This window comes from Planctomycetia bacterium (assembly GCA_021413845.1).
GTDB lineage: Bacteria > Planctomycetota > Planctomycetia > Pirellulales > PNKZ01 > PNKZ01.
Map to the genome: position 1 here is coordinate 23,606 of JAIOPP010000133.1, position 19,468 is coordinate 43,073.

Here is a 19,468-nt window from a genome sequence, read left to right on the forward strand (position 1 = left end):
AGAAGAAGGAAACCAGAATTCGGAAGGGAGCAATACCGAGAATCGCTATGCTCCGGCTTTTGCCTTCTTGATAAGCGTAACGAAAATCGCCGTGAGTTCCGAAGCTTCACTTCTGAGGAGCGAAACCTCTTCGGCCTTGGCGATCTTCGCTTCTTCCAATAGCTCCAACCAATACACGGTCTCTTCCAACTCCATCAGTGCTTGATTGAGCTTGGCTGCGTATTCCGCGGGCGAACGAGCTCGAATTCCTTCTCGATAATTCGCACCGACGGAAGTGCCTGACCGCAAGACTTGCTTTCCGATGACATCTGCTTCGAGCCGTCGCGGCAACGACGCGCTAAGCCTAATAATCCGAAGGGCAAACTCCTTGGTCCGAACTTTCAAATCTTTCATAGCGCGCTCAAGTGAAGCTCCGCTCTTCTGGTTTCTAGTTTCTGGTTTCTGACTTTCCTAGAACGTCTTGCATAGCGTTCCGCCGTCGACCAGCAACACGCTGCCGGTGATGTAGCTCCCTGCGTCGGAGGCCAGAAGGATCGCCGGGCCGGCGAGTTCGCGCGGGTCGCCCCAGCGGCCCAAGGCCGTGCGGTCGGCGAAGGTTTTCTTTTCGGCGTCGGAGAGCATCTTGCCTGGTAGGTCGGTGAGAAACGGTCCCGGCGCGATGCAGTTGCAAGTAATGCCGAACGGGCCGACGTCTTGCGCCGTGGCCTTGCACATGCCGATCAGCGCGGCTTTCGTCGCCGAGTAGGAATTGCGACCTTCCTTGCTGGCGATTCCCATGATCGACGAGATATGAATGATGCGTCCCCAACGGCGCTGCTTCATCTGCGGCACGATGGCGCGCGTCATTGCCATGACGCTGTTCAGATTCAGCTCGATGATCCGATCCCAATCGGCGTCGACGACGGAGTCGATCTGTTGCGGGTTGTTGCTCCCTGCGTTGTTGACCAGAATCTCGATTCCGCCGAGTCGTCCGATCGCGTCTTCGGCCAGCTTCGCCACGGCACCACGATCGAGCATGTCGGCCACGGCGTACTCGACGCGCACCTTGAGCCCGTGCCCGATCTCGGCGGCGGCGGCTTTGAGTTCGTCTTCGTGGCGGCTGGAAATGAAGACGTCGGCGCCGCACTCGGCGAACCCGCGCGCCATCGCCTTGCCGAGTCCTTTGCTGCCGCCGGTGATCAAGGCCCGACGTCCGGTAAGATTAAAAAGTGGGCTGCTCATGGCGGACTCCGCAAGAAGGAAAAAGACGAAAGGGCGAGAAGACGGCGGTGACGAAAGTAGGCGCAGCGACATGATGCGACGCGGCCGGTCGGGTGTCAATCAACGGGGCCTTGCGGCGCCGGCGAAACGTGAATTCAGCAAGTCGCTGCGGCCCAGCCCGACTGCTGGACGACCCTGCGCGTCGTCGAGTAATATAGTCGCTTCGCAAGCTGCAAAATCTTGAGAGGAACGCTTCGCATGGCCGGTAAATATCGCTTCAGTTTCGGACCCTGGAATATCTCGCAAGGAAGCGATCCGTTCGGGCCGGTCGTTCGGAAGGAAGTCGCCTTCGCTAAGAAGATCGCCCGCTATCGCGAGCTCGGTTTCACTTACGTGCAGCTTCACGACGACGACGTCGTGCCGGCCGATTGGGATGTCGCGGCCACGGTGAAGGGGGTCGCGAAGGTGAAGAAGCTGCTCGACTCCGAAGGCTTGAAGGCCGAGTTCATCGCGCCCCGCCTGTGGGAAGACGAGCGAACCGTCGACGGCGGCTACACGGCCAACAGCGCGGCCAACCGGAAGCATGCCCGCGAGCGAACGCGCCGCTCGGTCGACATTGCGCGGATGATGGACACCGATCTGATCGTGCTGTGGCTCGCTCGCGAAGGAACCTACATTCGCGAAGCGAAGGACGCCGAAGCGGCGGTCGGGCTGATCGTCGACGCCGTGAACGACATTCTCGCGCACGACAAGACGATCCGCGTCGTCGGCGAGATGAAGCCGAACGAGCCAATGGATCAAGCGTTCTGTCCGACGGTCGGCCACTTCCTCGGCCTCGCCTATCGGACGGCCGATCCGGCCCGCGTCGGCGTGTTGATCGAAAGCGCCCATAGCATTCTCGCCGGTCTCGATCCGGCCGACGACATGGCCTACGCCCTCTGGCACAAGAAGCTTTGGGGCGTGCATCTCAACGATCAAAACGGTTTGAAGTACGACCAAGACAAATCGTTCGGCAGCGTCGACCTGTGCCGCGCGTTCAACCAAGTCCGGGTTCTCGACAAAGCCAAATACTACGACACCGGCATCGTCGGGCTCGATATCAAGGCGATGCGCACAACGAAGCAAGCCGACGATACGAAGCACCTGGCGAACAGCTTGAAGCTGTTCAATCACTTGCTCGAGCTGGTGCGCAGCGTCGACGAAGCGAAGATCGCCGCCTTCCGCACGGCCCGAGATTACGAAGGGCTCGAGCTTTATATTCTTGAGCACCTGATGGGGAAGTAGGGGTCGGGCAAGTAGGGGTCGGGGGTCAGATAAAACCCTTCTCCCTTCGGGAGAAGATGTCGGCAGCGGCCGACAGATGAGGGGCGGATCGCAGCGAGACAAAGTTCTGCAACCGCTGAGAAGCCGCGCCCCTCATCCGGCCTTCGGCCACCTTCTCCCGCCGGGAGAAGGATTTGATGGTTATCGAAATGGAATCACGAAGATGTCGACCGAGACCGAGACGCCGATCGAAGTGTTGAACCCTACTCTGCCGCGCGGAGGGTATCAGGTTGCGCTGTTCGATTTCGACGGCACCCTTTCCCTCGTCCGCCGCAACTGGCAAGCGGTGATGATCCCGATGATGGTCGACGAGCTCGCCTCGACCGGTACAGCGGAATCGCGCGAAGCGCTCGGCGAGATCGTCGAAGAGTTCGTGATGCGGCTCAACGGCAAGCAGACCATCTATCAGATGATGCAACTCGCCGACGAAGTGACCAAGCGCGGAGGGAAGCCGGCCGAACCGTTGGTCTATAAGCATCGTTATCTTGATCTGCTTTGGGTGCAGATCGAAGAACGCGTCGTCGGCTTGAAGTCGGGCACGATTCCGACCGACGACCTGACGGTGCCCGGCAGCCGCGAGTTGCTGCAAACTTTGACCGATCGCGGGATCACGCCGATCCTCGCCTCGGGCACCGACCTGCAATACGTTCGCGACGAAGTGCAAGCCTTAAAGCTCGATCACTTCTTCGGCGAACGGATCTACGGCGCGCTGGACGACTACAAAAAATTCTCGAAGGCGATGGTCATTGAGAAGATCGTCGCCGATTTGAAAGCATCCGGGGTCGACCCTCGCGCGTTGGTCGCATTCGGCGATGGTTATGTGGAGATCGAAGAGACGAAGAAAGCCGGCGGCACGGCGATCGGCGTCGCCAGCGAAGAGGAGACGCGCCAAGGCGTAAACCTGTGGAAGCGCAACCGGCTCGTCGGAGTGGGGGCCGACATCATCGTCGGCGACTACCGACGCCTCGGCGAACTGCTCGGTTTACTCGGGATTTAGCCGGCCGATTCCGCTAGCGGCGGGGGCCGGCGACTCTCCCCGGCTCGGTTTCGGCAATCGAAAATTCGGCGCGTTGACGATCGACCGGAGCCGACGTAGGATCAGCGCAGAAGGATCCCTATTCAACCAAAGGAAAGGGGGGAAGGTCCGATGCCTTTATTTGAGATCGAGACCGAGTCGCACATTATCATCACTTGGGCAGCCGATCAGGATGCCGCTGCGGCGACCGTGCACGATTGCTATCCCACGGAAAAACCGCTTCGCATTACGAAGCGCCCGCGCGACACGTGGGTCATTTCCAAAGGAGCTTTGGGAATCGCAAGCACGAGCGATCTTTGCCACACGGCCCGCGATTGCTTGCACAAGGCCCACGGTGACAAGGTCCATGCCATTCGCCTCTACATGCACGAGACGGGAACCGATTTGGAACGCTCGCGCAAAGTGATCGAGTCGAATATGGTCATGGGTTGGTAAGGTCGACGCGGTAAACAATCGAGTTCGCAAAACGAAAAAGGGCGACCATCGCAAGATGGCCGCCCTCTTCGTTTCCGTACGAGGTTCGAACCTAAGCGTTACGAACCTAAGCGATCGGCGCGCTTAGCGGTTGAAAGCCAATCCTTGATCGGTTTCCGGCGTCCCGAGCAACTTGAACGTGAACCGCTTGTCGGAGTCGACGCTCACATGCCCGAGCATCGCGCCGCCGTCTTTGCTCTGGAGCACGAGGAGATCGTTCTCGATGCCGTAAGTGCCTGTCAACGTTTGGTTCTTGTCCGCTTGCGCGAACTTCCACACGAACGTCTTATCCGGCGAAAGTTCGACGTCGAACTTCGAGCCGTCCGAGCGTTCCGCTTTCCAATCGCCGACGAGAGCCGCCGGATCGATTTGCTTCATAGCCGGAGCAGCCGAGGTCGTCGCATTCGGATTCTGCACGGCTGCGTCGGTCGTCGGAGCGACGACTTGTGCCGCTTGATCCGGCGTGCTGTTCAGTCGACTCAAGTCGGCGGCGACTTGATCTTGCGGCATCAAGTTCGACGCGATCTTAAACTGCGCGGCGGCATCGGCTGCGTGGCCGGCAGTCATATATTGATAGCCCAACAAGAACCGCGTTTCGGCTAACTTAGGATTTTCCTTCACCGCTGCCTCAAGAGCCCGGAGCTGCGTGGTGTAGGTATCGACGCTCGGATAAAGACTGCTGAGGGTCGCCCAATCCCAGCCCGGTCCGACGGCAAGAACCGAATGGATCGTCGCGGCGGAGTTGCGGTAATCGCCGAGCGCGAACTGCGTCAGCGCACGGAACTCGTGCATCACCGCGTCGGTCGGTTGCAGCTTGATGCCCGCATCAACGGAAGCTAAAGCCGCGGAGTATTCGCCGTCTCTGAATTGCTGACGGGCCGTCTCGAAGTTTTGCGTAGCGATGTCGTTGGTGCTCGGCTGACCCGCTACGGCAACCGGTATCGGCTGAGCGTAGTTGTAGGCGAAGTTGCCGCCGGTGTTGCCGCTGTAGTAGGGATTGTTGTAGCCGAGGTAGCCGCTGCTGTAGCCCATGCTGCCGAGGCCCCAACCGCCGAGCCCCCAACCGGCCGGATAGCCGAGGCTGCTCCCGTAGCCGCCGTAGCCACCTGCGCCGCCGAGGCCACCGAGCCCGGATGTGCCGCCACCTAATAGCGACGACAAGCCGAGTCCGAGGAGCGTGTTGCCGATGCTGCTGTTGCCGCCGAAGCCCCGATAGCCGACGCCGTATGCGGAACCATTGCCGAGATTACCGTAGCCGTTTACGCCGTAAGGGCCGGCTTGATAACCGTTGTACCAAGAATAGCGCGAGTAGCTCGGGCGATAGTTAGGGTTGCCGTAGTTCACGGTCTGGTTGCCGAGGCGAAATTGGTTGTACGCCGGATCGTAGTGGCGAGCGTTGAAGTTTTGCCCGTTGTTGAAGTTGCCGTTGTTCGGGCTTGCGAACGTCCGCGGGCCGTTGTTGTTATTGAGGTTGTTGTTGAAGCGTGGATCGTTTCTGAAACGGGGGTCGTTCACGCGCGGGTCGTTTACCCGAGGATCGTTGCGGCCGTTGAAGGTATTGGCATTCGGGCCGGCGTTCCGGTTAAGCTGATTCGTGTTTGGGTTGTTGTTCCGAACGTTGTTGTTGGTCTGAATATTGTTCGGGTTGTTCGGATGGTTGTGCACGTGTTGCGGCCCGTTGTTCGCGCCGGTCGACAAGGTCGCACCTGCCCCGACTCCGGCAGCCCCGACACCCGCGTTGACGCCGGCTCCGGGATTGTTGTGATGCGGCGGGCCGTTGTGCTGCCCACCCCCCGGATTGCCACCGCCCGGGTTCCCAGCATTCTTCTGACCGCCATTCTGTTGACCACCTTTCTGACCTCCACCTCCGCCTCCTCCACGACCTCGCTGCGCAAAGGAAGGTGTGGCTATGCTCACCAGAGCGAGCGCGACGATTGCGATTTTTAAGACGGATGTTTTCATGACGGATACTCTCGATACGGTTTCAAAAATGGAACTGGATATGAAAAGATCGCCGATACACTTTCGTCCGTTGCGAGACCGTTGTTACGCGATCACGCCCCGGACGAACGTGGCAGGACGACCTTGTTTCAGGCGTTTACTTTTTGCCTTGGACGACGTTCTTCACGGCATCGACCGCTTTCTCGGCGGCGTTCTTGACCTTGCCGGCAGCTTGGTCGATCTTCCCTTCGCGACGAAGTTTGTCGTCGTCGGCGAGCGCTCCGGCGGCTTCTTTCACGCGACCCTTGATTTCATCAGCTTTACCAGACATGGCTTGAGCTCCTATCGGAGAATGAGAATGAACAGCGAAGTGAACGGCGAATGATTTGTGCTGCCACGACTCTCGATAAAGCAATCCTCAGACCGAACCGCACAATTCCGAGCCCCCTTTGACGATCGTAAGGAAAACGCGGATCGAAACGCTCTCTTTCGGCACGCTAAGCCGTGACGAATCGCCGACATCGGCCTGCGAGGCGCATCGTAACTTCGCATGCTGGTTCGAGATCGCGCAGGCTTATCCGATCGAAGCAGCGCAATGGAATCATCGCTGCTAGCAAGGTCGCAGTTGCGAATTGCCCCAAACTGCTGTCATCCGTTCAGCAACATCGTGTCGTCGATCTTGCCGCGATTTGCGGGGCTTCCTATACTCCCGCGCCTCATAATCCGTTAGGGGAGTCCAGAGATGTTGCATCGAGCCCTCCGCACCAGTCGCTCCGCCGCGTTCATCGTTGCGCCGTTTCTTCTCGCGCTTCTCAGCGCAACGACTCCTTCCGACGCACGTGCGCAATCCGGCGTGCCGATCACGGTGAACCCGAATCAACCGGCAACGGTCGCAACGCCGGCCGCCGCAGCGCCCGCCGCCACCAACGGCACGCCGACGAACTTCACCGGCCAATGGCGTTCGCCGAACGGCGAGCTTCGTCCGGCCGGCACGACCGTCCCCGCGAACAATCAGTTCCCGGTGAGCAACGTCGGCACGCGCATCAACAACGGTCTCACGCCGATCGGCGGCACGCCTCGCGCGCCGATCGCGAAAGTCACGAGCGGCAACGGCACGCTCCCGAACAAAGAAGGCCAAATCTGGCGCGAGTACGACATCAGCCCCTACACGGCCCGCGTCACTTCGACGAATCGCCCCGAGCAAGCCCTCGTCGATTGGGTCCTCCGCGAGACAGGCTACGAAGCGTGGCACTCGAATGTCGTCAGCATTCTCAGCGCCGATGCCCGCGTGTTGCGGGTCTACCACACGCCCGACGTTCAAGCCGTCGTCGCCGACGTGGTCGAACGCTTCTTAAACAGTCAGGGAGAATCGCAAGTCGTCAACGTGCGCGTCGTTTCGGTCAGCGGACCTAACTGGCGCACACGCGCGCAAGCGGCCTTGCAACCCGTGCCGGTGCAAACGCAAGGGATCTCCGCTTGGTTGATCGCGCGCGAGAACGCCTCGCTGCTCGTCACCGAGCTGCGCAAGCGTTCCGACTTTCGCGAACATAGCGCGCCGCAGTTGTTCATCTCTAGCGGGCAATCGTCGGTCGTCAGCCTTACGCGTCCGCGACCTTACACGGCCGACATCGTGATGCGGCCGGATGCGTGGCCCGGCTACGAGGCCAAGGCCTCGCAATTCGACGAAGGGTTCTCGATCGAGATCAGCCCCCTGTCGTCGCTCGACGGTCGTTCGATCGACGCCGTCGTGAAGGTCAACATCGACCAACTCGAACGACTCCAAACGTTGCCGGTCGAAGTTCCCTCGGCGGTCGCCCCACGGCAACGGACCGAGATCGCCGTGCCGCAAGTCAGTCAGTTCCGCTTGCACGATCGCTTCCGCTGGCCGGCCGATCAAGTGCTGGTCGTGAGCCTCGGCGTCGTGCCGATTCCGTCGGCGACCGAGGCCTCCGCGGCGGGTGGTTTCCGGATGCCTGCCATGCTTTCCGGTGGTCCCGATCGTGGGGAGATGCTGCTGTTTATCGATAGCCGCAGCCCGACGTCGACCGCTGCCGCGCCGACTCCGACCGTGCAAACTCCGTCGCTCACGCCGATCGTCGGCGGTTTGCCGAACATGCCGCTGACGCCGTCGCGTGCCCGCTACTAAGCCGCCGTGCGTACGCTTATCGAAGGGGTGTCGAGCCCGATGCGGCGGTCCCTTCCGGTCGGTGGCGGGTCGGAATACAATAGTCTGACCGAATCGTCTCCCCTTCTCCCGACCTGATCGCCCGGCGATCGTGTCGGTTTTTTCATCTCGCTTTGAGAATCCATGAGTAGCCCTTCTCCGACGCGGCGTGTTGCGATTACCGGCCTTGGTTTGATCAGCCCGCTCGGCAATTCGCACCAAGCTCTCTGGGAAGGTTTGTCTTCCGGTCGGAGCGGCATCTCGCCGCTGGAAAACGGCCAAGGCGCGGCGCTCGCGGCTCCGTTCGCCGGCGTCTGCCGCGACTTCCATGGCGACATCGACGACTTCGGCAATGTCGAAGGAGACAAAAAGAAAGCCATTCGCAAAGGCCTCAAGGTGATGTGCCGCGAATGTCAGATGGGGGTCGCTGCGGCCGAACGCGCCTTGCAAGATGCCTCGCTGTCGCTCACCGGCCGCGATCCCGAACGCTGCGGCGTCGTCTTCGGCACCGACTACATGCTGAGCGAGCCCGAAGAGTTCGGCTCCGGCATCCTGGCCTGCACGGATGAGGAACGGAAGTTCCAATTCGAGAAATGGGCGCAGCAGGGGATGACGAAAATGACCCCGCTCTGGCTGCTCAAGTACCTGCCGAACATGCCGGCCAGCCATATCGCCATCTACAACGACTTGCGCGGCCCGAACAACTCTCTCACGCTGCGCGAAGCCGCGGGCAACCTCGCGGTCGGCGAAGCGCTGCGCGTCATCCAGCGCGGCCATGCCGACGTAATGGTCGCCGGAGCGACCGGCACGCGCATTCACACGATGAAGGCGGTCCATGCCTCGTTGCAAGAAGAGCTCGCTCCCGGCACCGGCCCGCATGGTGTGATCGAGCCCGCCAAGGCCTGCCGCCCGTTCGACGCCGATCGCACAGGTGCGGTGCTGGCCGAAGGCTCGGGTGTCGTCATCTTGGAAGAACTCGAACACGCGCGGGCCCGCGGAGCCACGATCTACGCCGAGCTCTCGGGTGCCGGCTCGTCGACCGCGGCCGATAAGAACCGCGTAGCGCTGCGCGACCTCGCGCTCGCCAATGCCATTCGCGCCACCCTCCGCGATGCGGGTGCGACCCCCTTCGCCGTCGGGCATATTCAAGCGCACGGCCTAGGCACGCACGGCAGCGACGAAGCTGAAGCGCGGGCCATTCGCGATGTCTTCTCCGGCGCGGGAGTCAACGTACCGGTTACCGCCGCGAAGAGTTACTTCGGCAACCTCGGTGCCGGCAGCGGCATGGTGGAGCTCATCGCCGGCGTGCTGTCGCTCTACCACGATCTGCTTTTCCCGACGCTCAACTACGACAAGCCCGACGCGAATTGCGAGCTCAATATCGTGCGCGAAGCGAAGTCGCCGGGCAACTCGTTCTTAAACCTGAGCGTTACTCCGCAAGGGCAGGCTTCGTCGGTGTTCGTGAAGCGGTACGTCGCCTAAGCCGGGCCGCAATCGCAAGCCGGCGACATCCCCTTACGAAATTCTCACGCAATCGCCGGGATTTCCACAGCCCGCACGGCTCCCGCGCGCTAAAGCGAATCGATTGCGATTTCGGCCCAGCTTGAGACTTGCCGCTCCTGCGGTCGGCCGCTACTGTTGAAGGTATGAAGCCCAAAGAGCCCGAACTCGATCGATTCGGTTTTCCCATTCCGCCGGGGTTCGACGAAGCCGGGCCGAGAGATCCGAACGCCCCCCCGCCGAACACGGGACGTCGGATTCGTTTCGTGCTACGCATGGCGGTCGTCGCCGCGCTGCTGGCGCTCATTTGGAACCATTACGATCTCGGCCGCGTGATTCGCGACGGCTTCGGGCGGCATCTCGGAGAAGAAGCCCTCAAGCTCTACTTCAACAACGATCTCAGCGGCGCACTGGCGACGGCCGATCGTGCGGTTGCGTGGAGCCCGGAAAACGCCGAGCTACTGTTGATCCGCGGGGAGTTGAAGCGGCTCACCAAAGACTATCGCGGCAGCCTCGCCGACGCCGAACAAGCGGCTATCTTGAATCCTTCCGACCCGAACGCACAAAGCCTGCGTCGGCAGATGTACTTTTATCTGCACGAACACCACAAGGCCGCGGCAGCGGCGACGGAATCGCTCGCCAAAGGTTTCGGCGAGCGCGCGATTCTGCTGAACGATCGAGCCTACGCCCGCGCACTCGGCGACTTCGAGCTCGATGAAGCCCTCGTCGACATCGACGAAGCCCTGCGCTTGAGCACCAACGACAACTCGTCGCTGATCGATACGCGCGGCTACGTGCTCTTTCGGCAGAAAAAGTATCCCGCCGCGATCGACGATCTGAACCGCGCGATCGGGCTCACCGAGAAGATTCACAAGGAACTCGAAGCGGCGATCGCGGGGCGCGTGTTGCGCGGGAAACTCTCCAAAGACTACGGCGCTCAGATCAAGAGCATCGAGCAAAACCTCGCGGTCATGTATCACCATCGGGGCGAAGTGTACGAGAAGCAAGGGAAAGCCGACGAAGCCAAGCGAGACTTCGCCACCGCCGACCAATTCGGCTTCAATCCCGAAGAAGGAGTTTATTAGTCGGCGACACGGGCTTCTTCCGTCGTCGAGCTGCCGGCATCGACTTCTGCCGGCACAGACTGCTCTTGTTCGCTGCGCGTGATTTTCCGTAAGATCGCCGGCGATGAATCCTCTGCTCGCCATCGCCGATGTCGACTCGAAGCGAACCGATCGCGCCGCGCGCGGCAATCGTCGCTTGAGCGCCCTCCCCTCGGCTTCGGGCACTCCCGAAACTTACGATAACGGCGACATGCAGTGGGAGATCCTGCCTGCTTGGCGCGACCTCATCGCGCGCGACGGCCTGCCGATCGAGCGCTGGCTGCGCGAAGGAGCCGCCGTCGTGGTAAAGCGCGGAGCCGGGCGAACCGTCTATCGAGTCGATCTGCCGGAGCGCTCGTTCTTCATTAAGCATCTTCGTTCGGCGGGGATGCTGCAATCCTGGAAGCACCTTTTTCGCGAAGGAGCTTGCCGGCGCGAATATCGCCGTGCGTGGGAACTCGCCGAGCGTGGCGTACCGGCGACACGCCCGATCGGAGTCGGCGAGCAGCGTCGCGGCGTTCGCGCGCGCGACAGCTATCTCATCACCGAAGCGATCCCGGAAGCCTGCTCGCTCGACGAGTACGTCGCCGTGCATCTGCCGCGGGTCCCGCCTGCGCAGCGCAACGAGCGACGCCTGCGCCTGATCGAAGCGGCGGCGCGGCTCTGCGCCACGGCCCATCAAGCCGGCGTCTTCCATCACGACTTGCACGGCGGCAACATACTGATCGCCCATGCCGAGGCGGTCGCCGCGCAAGACCGACCTCCGCAACTCTACTTGGCCGATCTGCCGAGCGTGACGATCTCCGCCGGGCTCGACGAGGCCGGCACGCGCGAAAGCCTTGCGATGCTGTGCGCAGGCTTTCTCAGTCGGATGTCGGAAACCGAGCGCCGGCGATTTTGGAAAGCCTATCTCGTCGCACGGCCGGAATTCCGAGTCGCCGACGTCGAACGCTCGGGCCGAGCGATTCGCAATGCGGCCTTCGCCTACGCGCGGCGCATCGTGCGCAAGCGCGACAAGCGCGCCTGGACCGACAATCGAGACTTCTACTGCTTGGAAACCGCCGAAGGATTTGCACACGCCGTGAGCGATCTGCCGCGCAAGACGGTCGAAGAACTGCTGCACTCGCCCGAGCGCTTGTGGCAGGCGAACGTCGATCGACCGGTGAAGATCAGCCACGGCAGTCTGGTCGTCGAAGCCGAGTTGCCGCTCGACGACGGCGCGCTGCGCGTCGCGGTGAAGGACCATGAAGACTACCTGCTCACGGAGTGGCTCACCGGCGCGCAAGACCTGCACCTTTACGGTTGGGATCTCGCCCGCCGCGGCTCGGCGAACCGACGGCATTGCGTGCGCCGCGGCGCGGAAACGCTGGGCCGACTCGTCGGACGACTGCACGACCAGGGCTTCTCGCATCGCGATCTCAAGGGAAACAACCTCCTGCTGCGCGAGGTCGATAGTGGTGCAAATGCGCCGAAGGTCGAAGCGTTTCTCATCGATCTCGACGGGCTGCGCTTTCGCGGCCATGTCTCGTTCGCCTCTTGTTGCAAGAACCTGACGCGGCTTGCTCTGAGCGCCGAGATGCATCCTTGGATCTCGCAAACCGATCGGCTCCGCTTCCTACGCGCGTATCTCAAACGCATGCCCGAGAACCGTCGCACCTGGAAGACCTGGTGGCGCACGGTCGGTGGCCGGCTCGCCGCGGAATTGCAGCAAATTCGCGCGACGGGAAAGATCATCAACTAGCGCGATCTTTCCCGCCGCAGCGATTTTGCATTGCGCGCAGCCTATTGGATCGGCTCCACGCTGAGCGTGTGCTTCACCGGCACGACCAGCTGCTTCACGTCGGCGTCGAGTTTGGCGTGCTTCACCATCATCCGTTCGCCGATCTTCTTATAAGCGGCCGCGATTTCCGGGTCTTCCTTCGCTTCGGCCGGAATATTGCGGAAGTTCGTGATCACGTTCTTGATCATGTAGGTCTCGAGCGATTGCTTCGCCGCGATCGCGGCGAGTAGTTTTTGAAATGCGCCATCGAACGGCGTCACGGCGAACTCATCCATCAGATTCACGCCGGCCGTGAGTTGCTCGCGGGTAAACGTCTTCGATTCATTGCCCCAGGTGACTTTCGCTTTCGGCGCTTCGAGGTTCGCGACCTTGAGCGTATAGCGATTCAGGTCGGCATTGAACGCCACGAACGGTAAGATCGTCCGGGTCGGGCTGGCCGGGTCGCCGTCGAAACAGAACGGCCAGCGCGTGCTTTCCAGTTCGACTTTGCCGCCGCCGCTGCTCTTCATGTCGACGTTGATCTCGCCGATGTTGCCATCGACGCCAAGCCCCTTAAGAAACGCATAGGCCATCAATAGTTGGCCGTTCGTGCCGGGATGGAAGCCGTCGCCGCCGCAGACGGGATACTTCGGCCCCAGCTTCGCTTGGGCCTTCTTCATCGTGTCGTACATGGCGGAATGGACGTCGGCGAAATTCTGCTTGGTCTCTTCGGCGAGCTTCTTGTCGATATCGCGCAGGTGCGCGAGGTTGTCATTGTACGACTCGTGCGCAGGCTTGCCGTCGGCGAACATCTGGCCCGGGCGAAAGAAATAGTCGTCGACCGCTCCCGGCGATCCGACGACGACCTTGGTCACGCCGACGCCGGCGAGCTTCTTCAAGATGTCGCGCATCGCCTTTTCATAGGTGCCGCCGATCTGATCATCGAATGGTTTATAAGAGCCGTCGTTCATGCCGTAGCACAGCGTGGCGACGTTCGGTTTGAACGCTGCAAGATCGTTCTCTAACCGCGCCGCGAAGCCGGGGGCGCGCTCGCCGCTCCAACCGAATTGAAACACGCTCACGTCTTTCACGCCCGAGCAAGCGAGCAAGTACGCTTCCATGTATTTGCTATACAGCTTCTGCTCGGTGATCGAATCGCCGACGATCGCGATCCGCGCGCCGGGCACGACCAGCATCTCGGCTGCCACGGCAACCGACTGCGCAAAGGAAACGACGAGCGCAAAAATTCCGCCGGCAAGCAGAGCGCCGCGGCAACGAAACGACCTAAAGTCGGAAAACGAACGGCGCATCGGGTACTCCTCGGAAGGTAAAAATCGATGGGTGGGGCTGGAAGGCGGGTTTCGTTGTACCGAATTCGGCGTGAAAATCCACTCGCCGCAGACTAAAACGATAGGAAAGATCGCTTGAGAATTTCAACTCGCCGCCATACATCCATCCCCGGAAAAGAATCACCGACATGATTTCGCGCAAGACTCTCCTCACGCTCCTCACGATTGCGAGTTGCCTGCTGTCTTCGACCTCGGCACGACAAGCCCAGGCTCAACAGCCGGGCAAATCTCCGCATATCGTCGACGAGCCGCCGCTCTCTCCGGCCGAGCAACAAAAGAAGTTTCATCTGCCGCCGGGCTTCGAGATTCAGTTGGTCGCCGCAGAGCCCGACATTCGCAAGCCGATCAACATGAACTTCGACTCGGCCGGCCGGCTCTGCGTAACCGGCTCGATCGAGTATCCGTATGCCGCCGAGGAAGGCCAAGGGCGCGATACGGTCGTGCGCTTCGAGATCGGGCCCGACGGACGAGCCGTGCGCAGCGAGACGATCGTCGCCGGCTTGAACATTCCGATCGGCATCTCGCCGTGGAATAAGGAACTGTTCGTCTTCAGCATTCCGCGCCTGCTGCGCTGTCGCGACGTCGACGGCGACGGGAAATTCGAAGAGAAGACGCCGCTCATCACCGGCTTCGGCGCAAAAGACACGCACGGCATGGTCAACAATATTACCCCTTGGATCGACGGCTGGATTTACACTTGCCACGGCTACTCGAACCAATCGGAAGCGCGCGCCGCCGATGGTTCGACGATCTCGATGCAGTCGGGCAATACGTTTCGTTGGCGCCCCGATGGAACGCACATCGAGCAGTTCACGCATGGCCAGGTGAACCCGTTCGGCATGGCGTTCGACACGCTCGGCAATTTGTTCACCGCCGATTGCCACACGTTGCCGGCATATCAAATCCTTCGCGGCGGTTGGTACCCGAGCTTCGGCAAGCCGCACGACGGGCTCGGCTACGCTCCTTCGATCATGAAGCATCAACACGGCTCGACCGGCATCTCGGGCATCGTCTATTACGCGGCCGAGCAGTTTCCCGAGGAATATCGCAACACGATCTACATCGGCAACCCGATCACGAACCGCGTGAACCACGACAAACTTACGACGCACGGCAGCAGCTACGAAGCGCTCGAGCAGCCCGACTTTCTCGCGTGCGACGATCGCTGGTTTCGCCCCGTCGACTTGAAGCTCGGGCCCGACGGCGCACTCTACATCGCCGACTTCTACAACCGCATCATCGGACATTATGAAGTGCCGCTCGACCACCCGCAGCGCGATCGGGAGCGCGGGCGGATCTGGCGCGTCGTCTATACCGGCAAGGGAGCCGCGCAACCGACGATGCCGAACGTCGCCAAGGCCGACGGCAAAGAACTGCTGCAACTTCTTGGTCATGAAAATCTCACGGTGCGCACCTTCGCGACGAACCGGCTTGCGGCCGAACCGGAACTCGTCGACCCCAAGGCTCTCGAATACCTGCTCGCTACCACGGCATCCTCGCAATCGGTGCCGGGACGCATCCACGCCCTGTGGATCTTGGAACGCACCGGCCGACTTTCCGAAGCATTGCTCGCCGCGGCGATCGACGACGCCGATCGGACGCTGCGCGTGCATGCGCTGAAACTTTTGGCGGAGCGCGACGCTGCAAAGGTCTCGCCGCCAGACCTCGCCCGCATTCGTGCCAAGCTCGGCGATGCCGACCCGTTCGTGCGCCGTGCGGCGGCCGATGCGCTCGGTCGGCATCGGAACGCGGAGAACATCGCGCCTCTTCTGGCCTGTTGGAAAGCGACTCCGGCCGACGACACGCACCTGATCTACACGCTGCGCATGGCGCTGCGCGATCATCTGTTGCTGCCGGGAATGTATGCGCAATTGCCGAGTATCGTCGCGTCGGGAGATGCCGCGACGACGCAACTTTGCGACGTAAGCCTGGGAGTGCCGACGGCGGAATCCGCGGCCTACGTGCTTGAGAAACTCGGGCAAAATCCGAAGGTCGCCGGCGCGGCCGAATGGTTGGCGCATGGAATTCGCTATCTGCCCGAATCGCGTTTGGCCGACGCTTACGCCCTGCTCGCAATTCGCACGACGCAGCCTTTGGGTCAGCGCCTCGAATTCTTCCGCACTGTGCAAAAAGCCTCGGCAGCGCGAGGCGCGAAGATTCCCGCCGAGATTCTGCGCGACGAAGAGCTCTTCATCGGCGCGCTCATGAAAACAGACGATGTGAATCTCGTGCGCCAGGCCATCGAGGTGGCGCGCGATATGAAATCGGAAAATCTTTTTCTCAACCACCTCGAGCCGCTGACCACGGCGCAAGCGAAGTTCGCCGATCTGCGCGGCCCGGCGCTCGAAGCGGCCGTGGCATGCAACCGCAAAGCGGGGCTTGCGCTCGGCCAAGGGCTGTTGGCCTCGGCCGGCGAGCCGATTGCGCTCCGTCAGAAAGCGGCCCAAGTGCTCGGCAGCCTCGGCGACGACGCTGCCGCGCAAGCCGCCTTGGCCTCGCAACTCGCGACGGCTCCCGAGCGGCTCGGCGTCGAGATCGCCGCGGCCCTGGCGAACACGAAAGGGGGAGCCGCGTTGTTGTTGGAGTCGGTGGAAAAAGGAAAGGCGACGCCGTGGGTGTTGAAAGAGCAAGTCGTCGTGCGGAACTTGAAACGGAGCGGCATCGAGGAAGCGAATCCGCGCTACCAAGCGTTGACGCAGAAGCTTCCGGCCCGTAACGATCGGCTGGCGAAGCTGATCGAAGAACGCCGGAAGAGCTATGTCGGCGCGAAGCCCGACATGGAACTCGGCAAAGCGTTGTTCGTCAAGAACTGCCGCATCTGTCATCGCCTGGCCGGCGACGGTAATAAGATCGGACCCGAGCTCGACGGCATCGGCGTGCGGGGGCTCGACCGCATCTTAGAAGACGTGCTCGACCCGAACCGCAACGTCGATCAGACGTTCCGCGCGCTGCAGATCGAAACAAAAGACGGCCGGGTGCTGACCGGCCTGCGGCTGCGCGAAGAAGGGGAATTGATCGTGCTCGCCGATGCGCAAGGGCAAGAGCTGCGCATTCCTCGCAACACGATCGAAGAACAGACGGTGTTGCCGAGCTCGCCGATGCCGAGCAACGTGGCCGACTTGTTGAACGAGACCGACTTCCGGCACCTCATCGCTTATCTTCTCAGCCAGCTAGCGCCTGCCGCGACCCAGCCTGCATCCCCGGCGAAGTGATCCGGCGCGCAAAAAAATCCGCGACGGACGCTCGTAAGGTTCGAGTCGCCCGTCGCGGATCGTGTCGTCCCAGTACCGTACTATCCTGCGCCGTACTACTTATTGAGTTCGCCGTCGTCGACGAGTTCGTTCTGATCGCGGGTGACCAGCGCGGCGAGAACCGCGATGTCGATCTTCTCGCTCAAGAACTTCACCGAAGCATCGCCGAAGGCGACGTGGGCGCCTCCCGCATGGAAGCTATAGATGGCTCCGGTGCCGTCGGTGCCGTAGGCCACGTTGTTACCGCCGGTCGTGGCGCTGGTCGTTATATCTTCGACCTGAGTACCGTTCGCGGCGTTGATAGCGAAGGGACCGATTTCGGTCTCACCGTCACGCGTGTATCCTTGCAAACGAATGTCGTTCGCATTTCGCGACCAACCGCCGCCGTTGACCCGAATCGTCTTCAGATCGGAACTGACCTTTTTGCCGCGACGATAAAGATAGGGCCGGGCATGCGATTCGGCGATCAGAATCGTATGCGAGAGGCCGTCGGTCACGTCGGCCAAGCGCGACTTGAGGTTCGGAGGCATAATGCCCGGGCCGGTCGCGTTGACGTAAGCACCGAGCGTTTTCGTCGAAGCGTAGGTGCCGCCGGTCGGCGTGCCGCCGGTTTGGGCGATGCCGAGCGTACTCCCCGGGTTCGGGCCGTCGATGCCGGCGGTGACCCCTGACGGAGGCGTACCGGTCGGCGTAAACAGGCGGACGTCGACCGAGCGAACGCTCGCGTAGTCGGTAATGCCGACCGGAGTCGTCGCCCCGGCGACCAAGACCGTGCCGGTGCCGAAGGCCGTGGCGGCGTTGGGTTGGTCGTCGTAACGATCCGGCTGCGGCGAGGCGGTGTCGATCAGCACCGGAATTTGCGTGGAGGTGACGGGAAGGTTAACGACGTTGTACCAATCCTTCGAGAAGTCGTAGCGCGTGTAGAGATCGCGACGTTCGAGTTGCGGCAAGACATGCGTGATCCAGCCCGTGCGCGGCTTGGTGTCGCCGGGAACGCGTCCGGCAACCGGGAAGTTCCCGACTTGAGCTTCGTGGTTCAAGACGGCCAACGCGATATTGCGCAGATTGCTTTGGCTGCCCGAGCGCTTGGCGGTGGCGCGAGCCCCTTGCACTGCCGGGAAAATCAACGCGGCCAAGGCGGCGATGATCGCGATGACGACCAACAACTCGATCAGGGTGAAACCGCGCGACTTGCGGCGATACCACCGATTCGTAAGAGAAACCTTCATGTGAGAACACTCCCTAGAAAAACGTGCGAAAGAAAATGGAAAAGCGAGATGGAAACGGAAAGTGAATCGTGTTGTGCGCGGTTCGCGGCTAGTCGTCCGTGCGTCTTAGGTGCGACGGACGCCGCCGGGCTTCATAACGTGGATCGGCGGTAGCTGAATGGATGCGGTCGGCGACTCGAGCGGCGGCGTGATGTTGATCCTGAGCGGCGTCGTGTGGACCCGTTGAAAGCGTCGTGGTACGAGGCTCCCGGCTTCTTCCGGCGAAATCTCTTCTCCCGGCGGAATCGGACGATACCAAGCCACGGTGACGGCGAACTTTCCCGCGGTTGCGCCGTCGCGATTGTCGACCGTCTTTAAGGAAAAACGGCCGTTCGGTCCGACGATGGCCGAAGCTAGGCAAGGCTTCTCTCCCGCGACCGGATGAAACACGACCCGCGCTCCCTCGGCCGGCTTGCCTTCGACGAACAACGTTCCTTCGACTGCATAGACCGGAGCCTTCTCTTCTTGCACCACAGCGACGGCGGGAACTTCTTCCGTAGCGAACTCGCCCGGCTCCTTCACCATCGAGATCACGGCCGAAGAGATCACGGCGAGCAACGACACCAACACCAAAGCGCGACTCCAAGCCGAGTCTTCCTTCCGCGGCGCCTGAATGGTGTCGATCACCGGCTCAGGCCGAGCGCGAGGAATAACGGTCAGGCAATCGACCACCTCTTCCACGCCCGCCGTGCAACGTGCCAACTCGAGTGCGCGCTTTTGTCCGTCTTCGCCGACGATGCGGCCCTTCAAGATCACGACTTTTCCGCGCGCATCGAGGTCGATCGAGCGGAATAGCTCCGGCTCGTACGACATCAACACTTCGGCGACACGGCGCATCAGCGCAATGTTCATCCCTTGCTTCTGTAATTTAAGTACACGGTCTTGCATAACGAACTGCCCTGACGAACTTCCGGAACTGCGAACGCTTCGTCGGCGACCGAAAAAATTCGGCCGGCTCAATCCGACGATGTTTCCGCGTGGGGAGACTGAAACACGCCGGCGACTATCGACGACAACGACAACTCGACGTCTCAGATCGCACGACTCGCGAGTCGGTCTCGCGAGCGGGCAATCGAGAAGATCGAGGCGATGCAGCGAAC

15 protein-coding genes are annotated in these 19,468 nt (G+C 61.4%); 8 read left to right on the forward strand and 7 right to left on the reverse strand.

The features are described from left to right. Positions 1 to 45: 45 nt before the first annotated feature. Entirely contained in the window at positions 46 to 393 is a 348-nt protein-coding gene (locus K8U03_22910; GenBank protein MCE9607749.1) for a four helix bundle protein, read from the reverse strand. A gap of 57 nt (positions 394 to 450) precedes the next feature. Beyond that, positions 451 to 1,221 (reverse strand): SDR family oxidoreductase, encoded by a 771-nt coding sequence (locus tag K8U03_22915; protein ID MCE9607750.1) that lies wholly within the window; start codon positions 1,219 to 1,221, stop codon positions 451 to 453. 237 nt (positions 1,222 to 1,458) lie between these two features. Between K8U03_22915 and K8U03_22920 the strand changes: the two genes are divergently transcribed. From K8U03_22920 to K8U03_22930, 3 genes are all read left to right on the forward strand, one after another. Further along, a complete protein-coding gene (locus K8U03_22920; protein ID MCE9607751.1) occupies positions 1,459 to 2,484 on the forward strand; it encodes a TIM barrel protein in 1,026 nt (341 codons plus the stop codon). Between the two features lie 202 nt (positions 2,485 to 2,686). Beyond that, a complete protein-coding gene (locus K8U03_22925) occupies positions 2,687 to 3,520 on the forward strand; it encodes an HAD family hydrolase (protein ID MCE9607752.1) in 834 nt (277 codons plus the stop codon). Between the two features lie 150 nt (positions 3,521 to 3,670). Then, complete coding sequence (locus K8U03_22930) at positions 3,671 to 3,994, forward strand: hypothetical protein (GenBank protein ID MCE9607753.1); 324 nt, start codon at positions 3,671 to 3,673, stop codon at positions 3,992 to 3,994. A 123-nt stretch (positions 3,995 to 4,117) separates the two neighbouring features. Here K8U03_22930 and K8U03_22935 read toward each other — a convergent pair whose 3' ends face one another. Both K8U03_22935 and K8U03_22940 read right to left on the reverse strand, forming a co-directional pair. Then, complete coding sequence (locus tag K8U03_22935; GenBank protein MCE9607754.1) at positions 4,118 to 5,995, reverse strand: hypothetical protein; 1,878 nt, start codon at positions 5,993 to 5,995, stop codon at positions 4,118 to 4,120. Positions 5,996 to 6,131: 136 nt separating this feature from the next. Beyond that, positions 6,132 to 6,305, reverse strand: a complete 174-nt coding sequence (locus K8U03_22940; protein MCE9607755.1) for a CsbD family protein — start codon at positions 6,303 to 6,305, stop codon at positions 6,132 to 6,134. Positions 6,306 to 6,716: 411 nt separating this feature from the next. Between K8U03_22940 and K8U03_22945 the strand changes: the two genes are divergently transcribed. The 4 genes from K8U03_22945 to K8U03_22960 all read left to right on the forward strand — a co-directional run bounded on the left by K8U03_22945 (position 6,717) and on the right by K8U03_22960 (position 12,482). Further along, positions 6,717 to 8,120 carry a hypothetical protein gene (locus K8U03_22945; protein MCE9607756.1) on the forward strand — a complete coding sequence of 468 codons (1,404 nt, stop codon included), beginning with the start codon at positions 6,717 to 6,719 and terminating at the stop codon, positions 8,118 to 8,120. A gap of 162 nt (positions 8,121 to 8,282) precedes the next feature. Further along, positions 8,283 to 9,620: a beta-ketoacyl-[acyl-carrier-protein] synthase family protein gene (locus tag K8U03_22950; GenBank protein ID MCE9607757.1), complete on the forward strand. Its 1,338-nt coding sequence runs from the start codon at positions 8,283 to 8,285 to the stop codon at positions 9,618 to 9,620. Positions 9,621 to 9,784: 164 nt separating this feature from the next. After that, complete coding sequence (locus tag K8U03_22955) at positions 9,785 to 10,723, forward strand: hypothetical protein (GenBank protein ID MCE9607758.1); 939 nt, start codon at positions 9,785 to 9,787, stop codon at positions 10,721 to 10,723. 103 nt (positions 10,724 to 10,826) lie between these two features. Beyond that, positions 10,827 to 12,482, forward strand: coding sequence for a hypothetical protein (locus K8U03_22960; GenBank protein MCE9607759.1), 1,656 nt, complete (start codon positions 10,827 to 10,829; stop codon positions 12,480 to 12,482). 41 nt (positions 12,483 to 12,523) lie between these two features. Here the strand turns inward: K8U03_22960 and K8U03_22965 are convergent, their stop codons facing one another. Further along, a complete protein-coding gene (locus K8U03_22965) occupies positions 12,524 to 13,810 on the reverse strand; it encodes an SGNH/GDSL hydrolase family protein (protein ID MCE9607760.1) in 1,287 nt (428 codons plus the stop codon). A 167-nt stretch (positions 13,811 to 13,977) separates the two neighbouring features. Here K8U03_22965 and K8U03_22970 point away from each other — a divergent pair, with 167 nt between their 5' ends. Beyond that, positions 13,978 to 17,061, forward strand: a complete 3,084-nt coding sequence (locus K8U03_22970; GenBank protein ID MCE9607761.1) for a HEAT repeat domain-containing protein — start codon at positions 13,978 to 13,980, stop codon at positions 17,059 to 17,061. Between the two features lie 95 nt (positions 17,062 to 17,156). Here the strand turns inward: K8U03_22970 and K8U03_22975 are convergent, their stop codons facing one another. Continuing rightward, on the reverse strand, positions 17,157 to 18,329 hold the full coding sequence (locus K8U03_22975; protein ID MCE9607762.1) for a DUF1559 domain-containing protein: 1,173 nt from the start codon (positions 18,327 to 18,329) through the stop codon (positions 17,157 to 17,159). Positions 18,330 to 18,434: 105 nt separating this feature from the next. Further along, positions 18,435 to 19,256 (reverse strand): BON domain-containing protein, encoded by an 822-nt coding sequence (locus K8U03_22980; protein MCE9607763.1) that lies wholly within the window; start codon positions 19,254 to 19,256, stop codon positions 18,435 to 18,437. Positions 19,257 to 19,468: the final 212 nt, after the last annotated feature.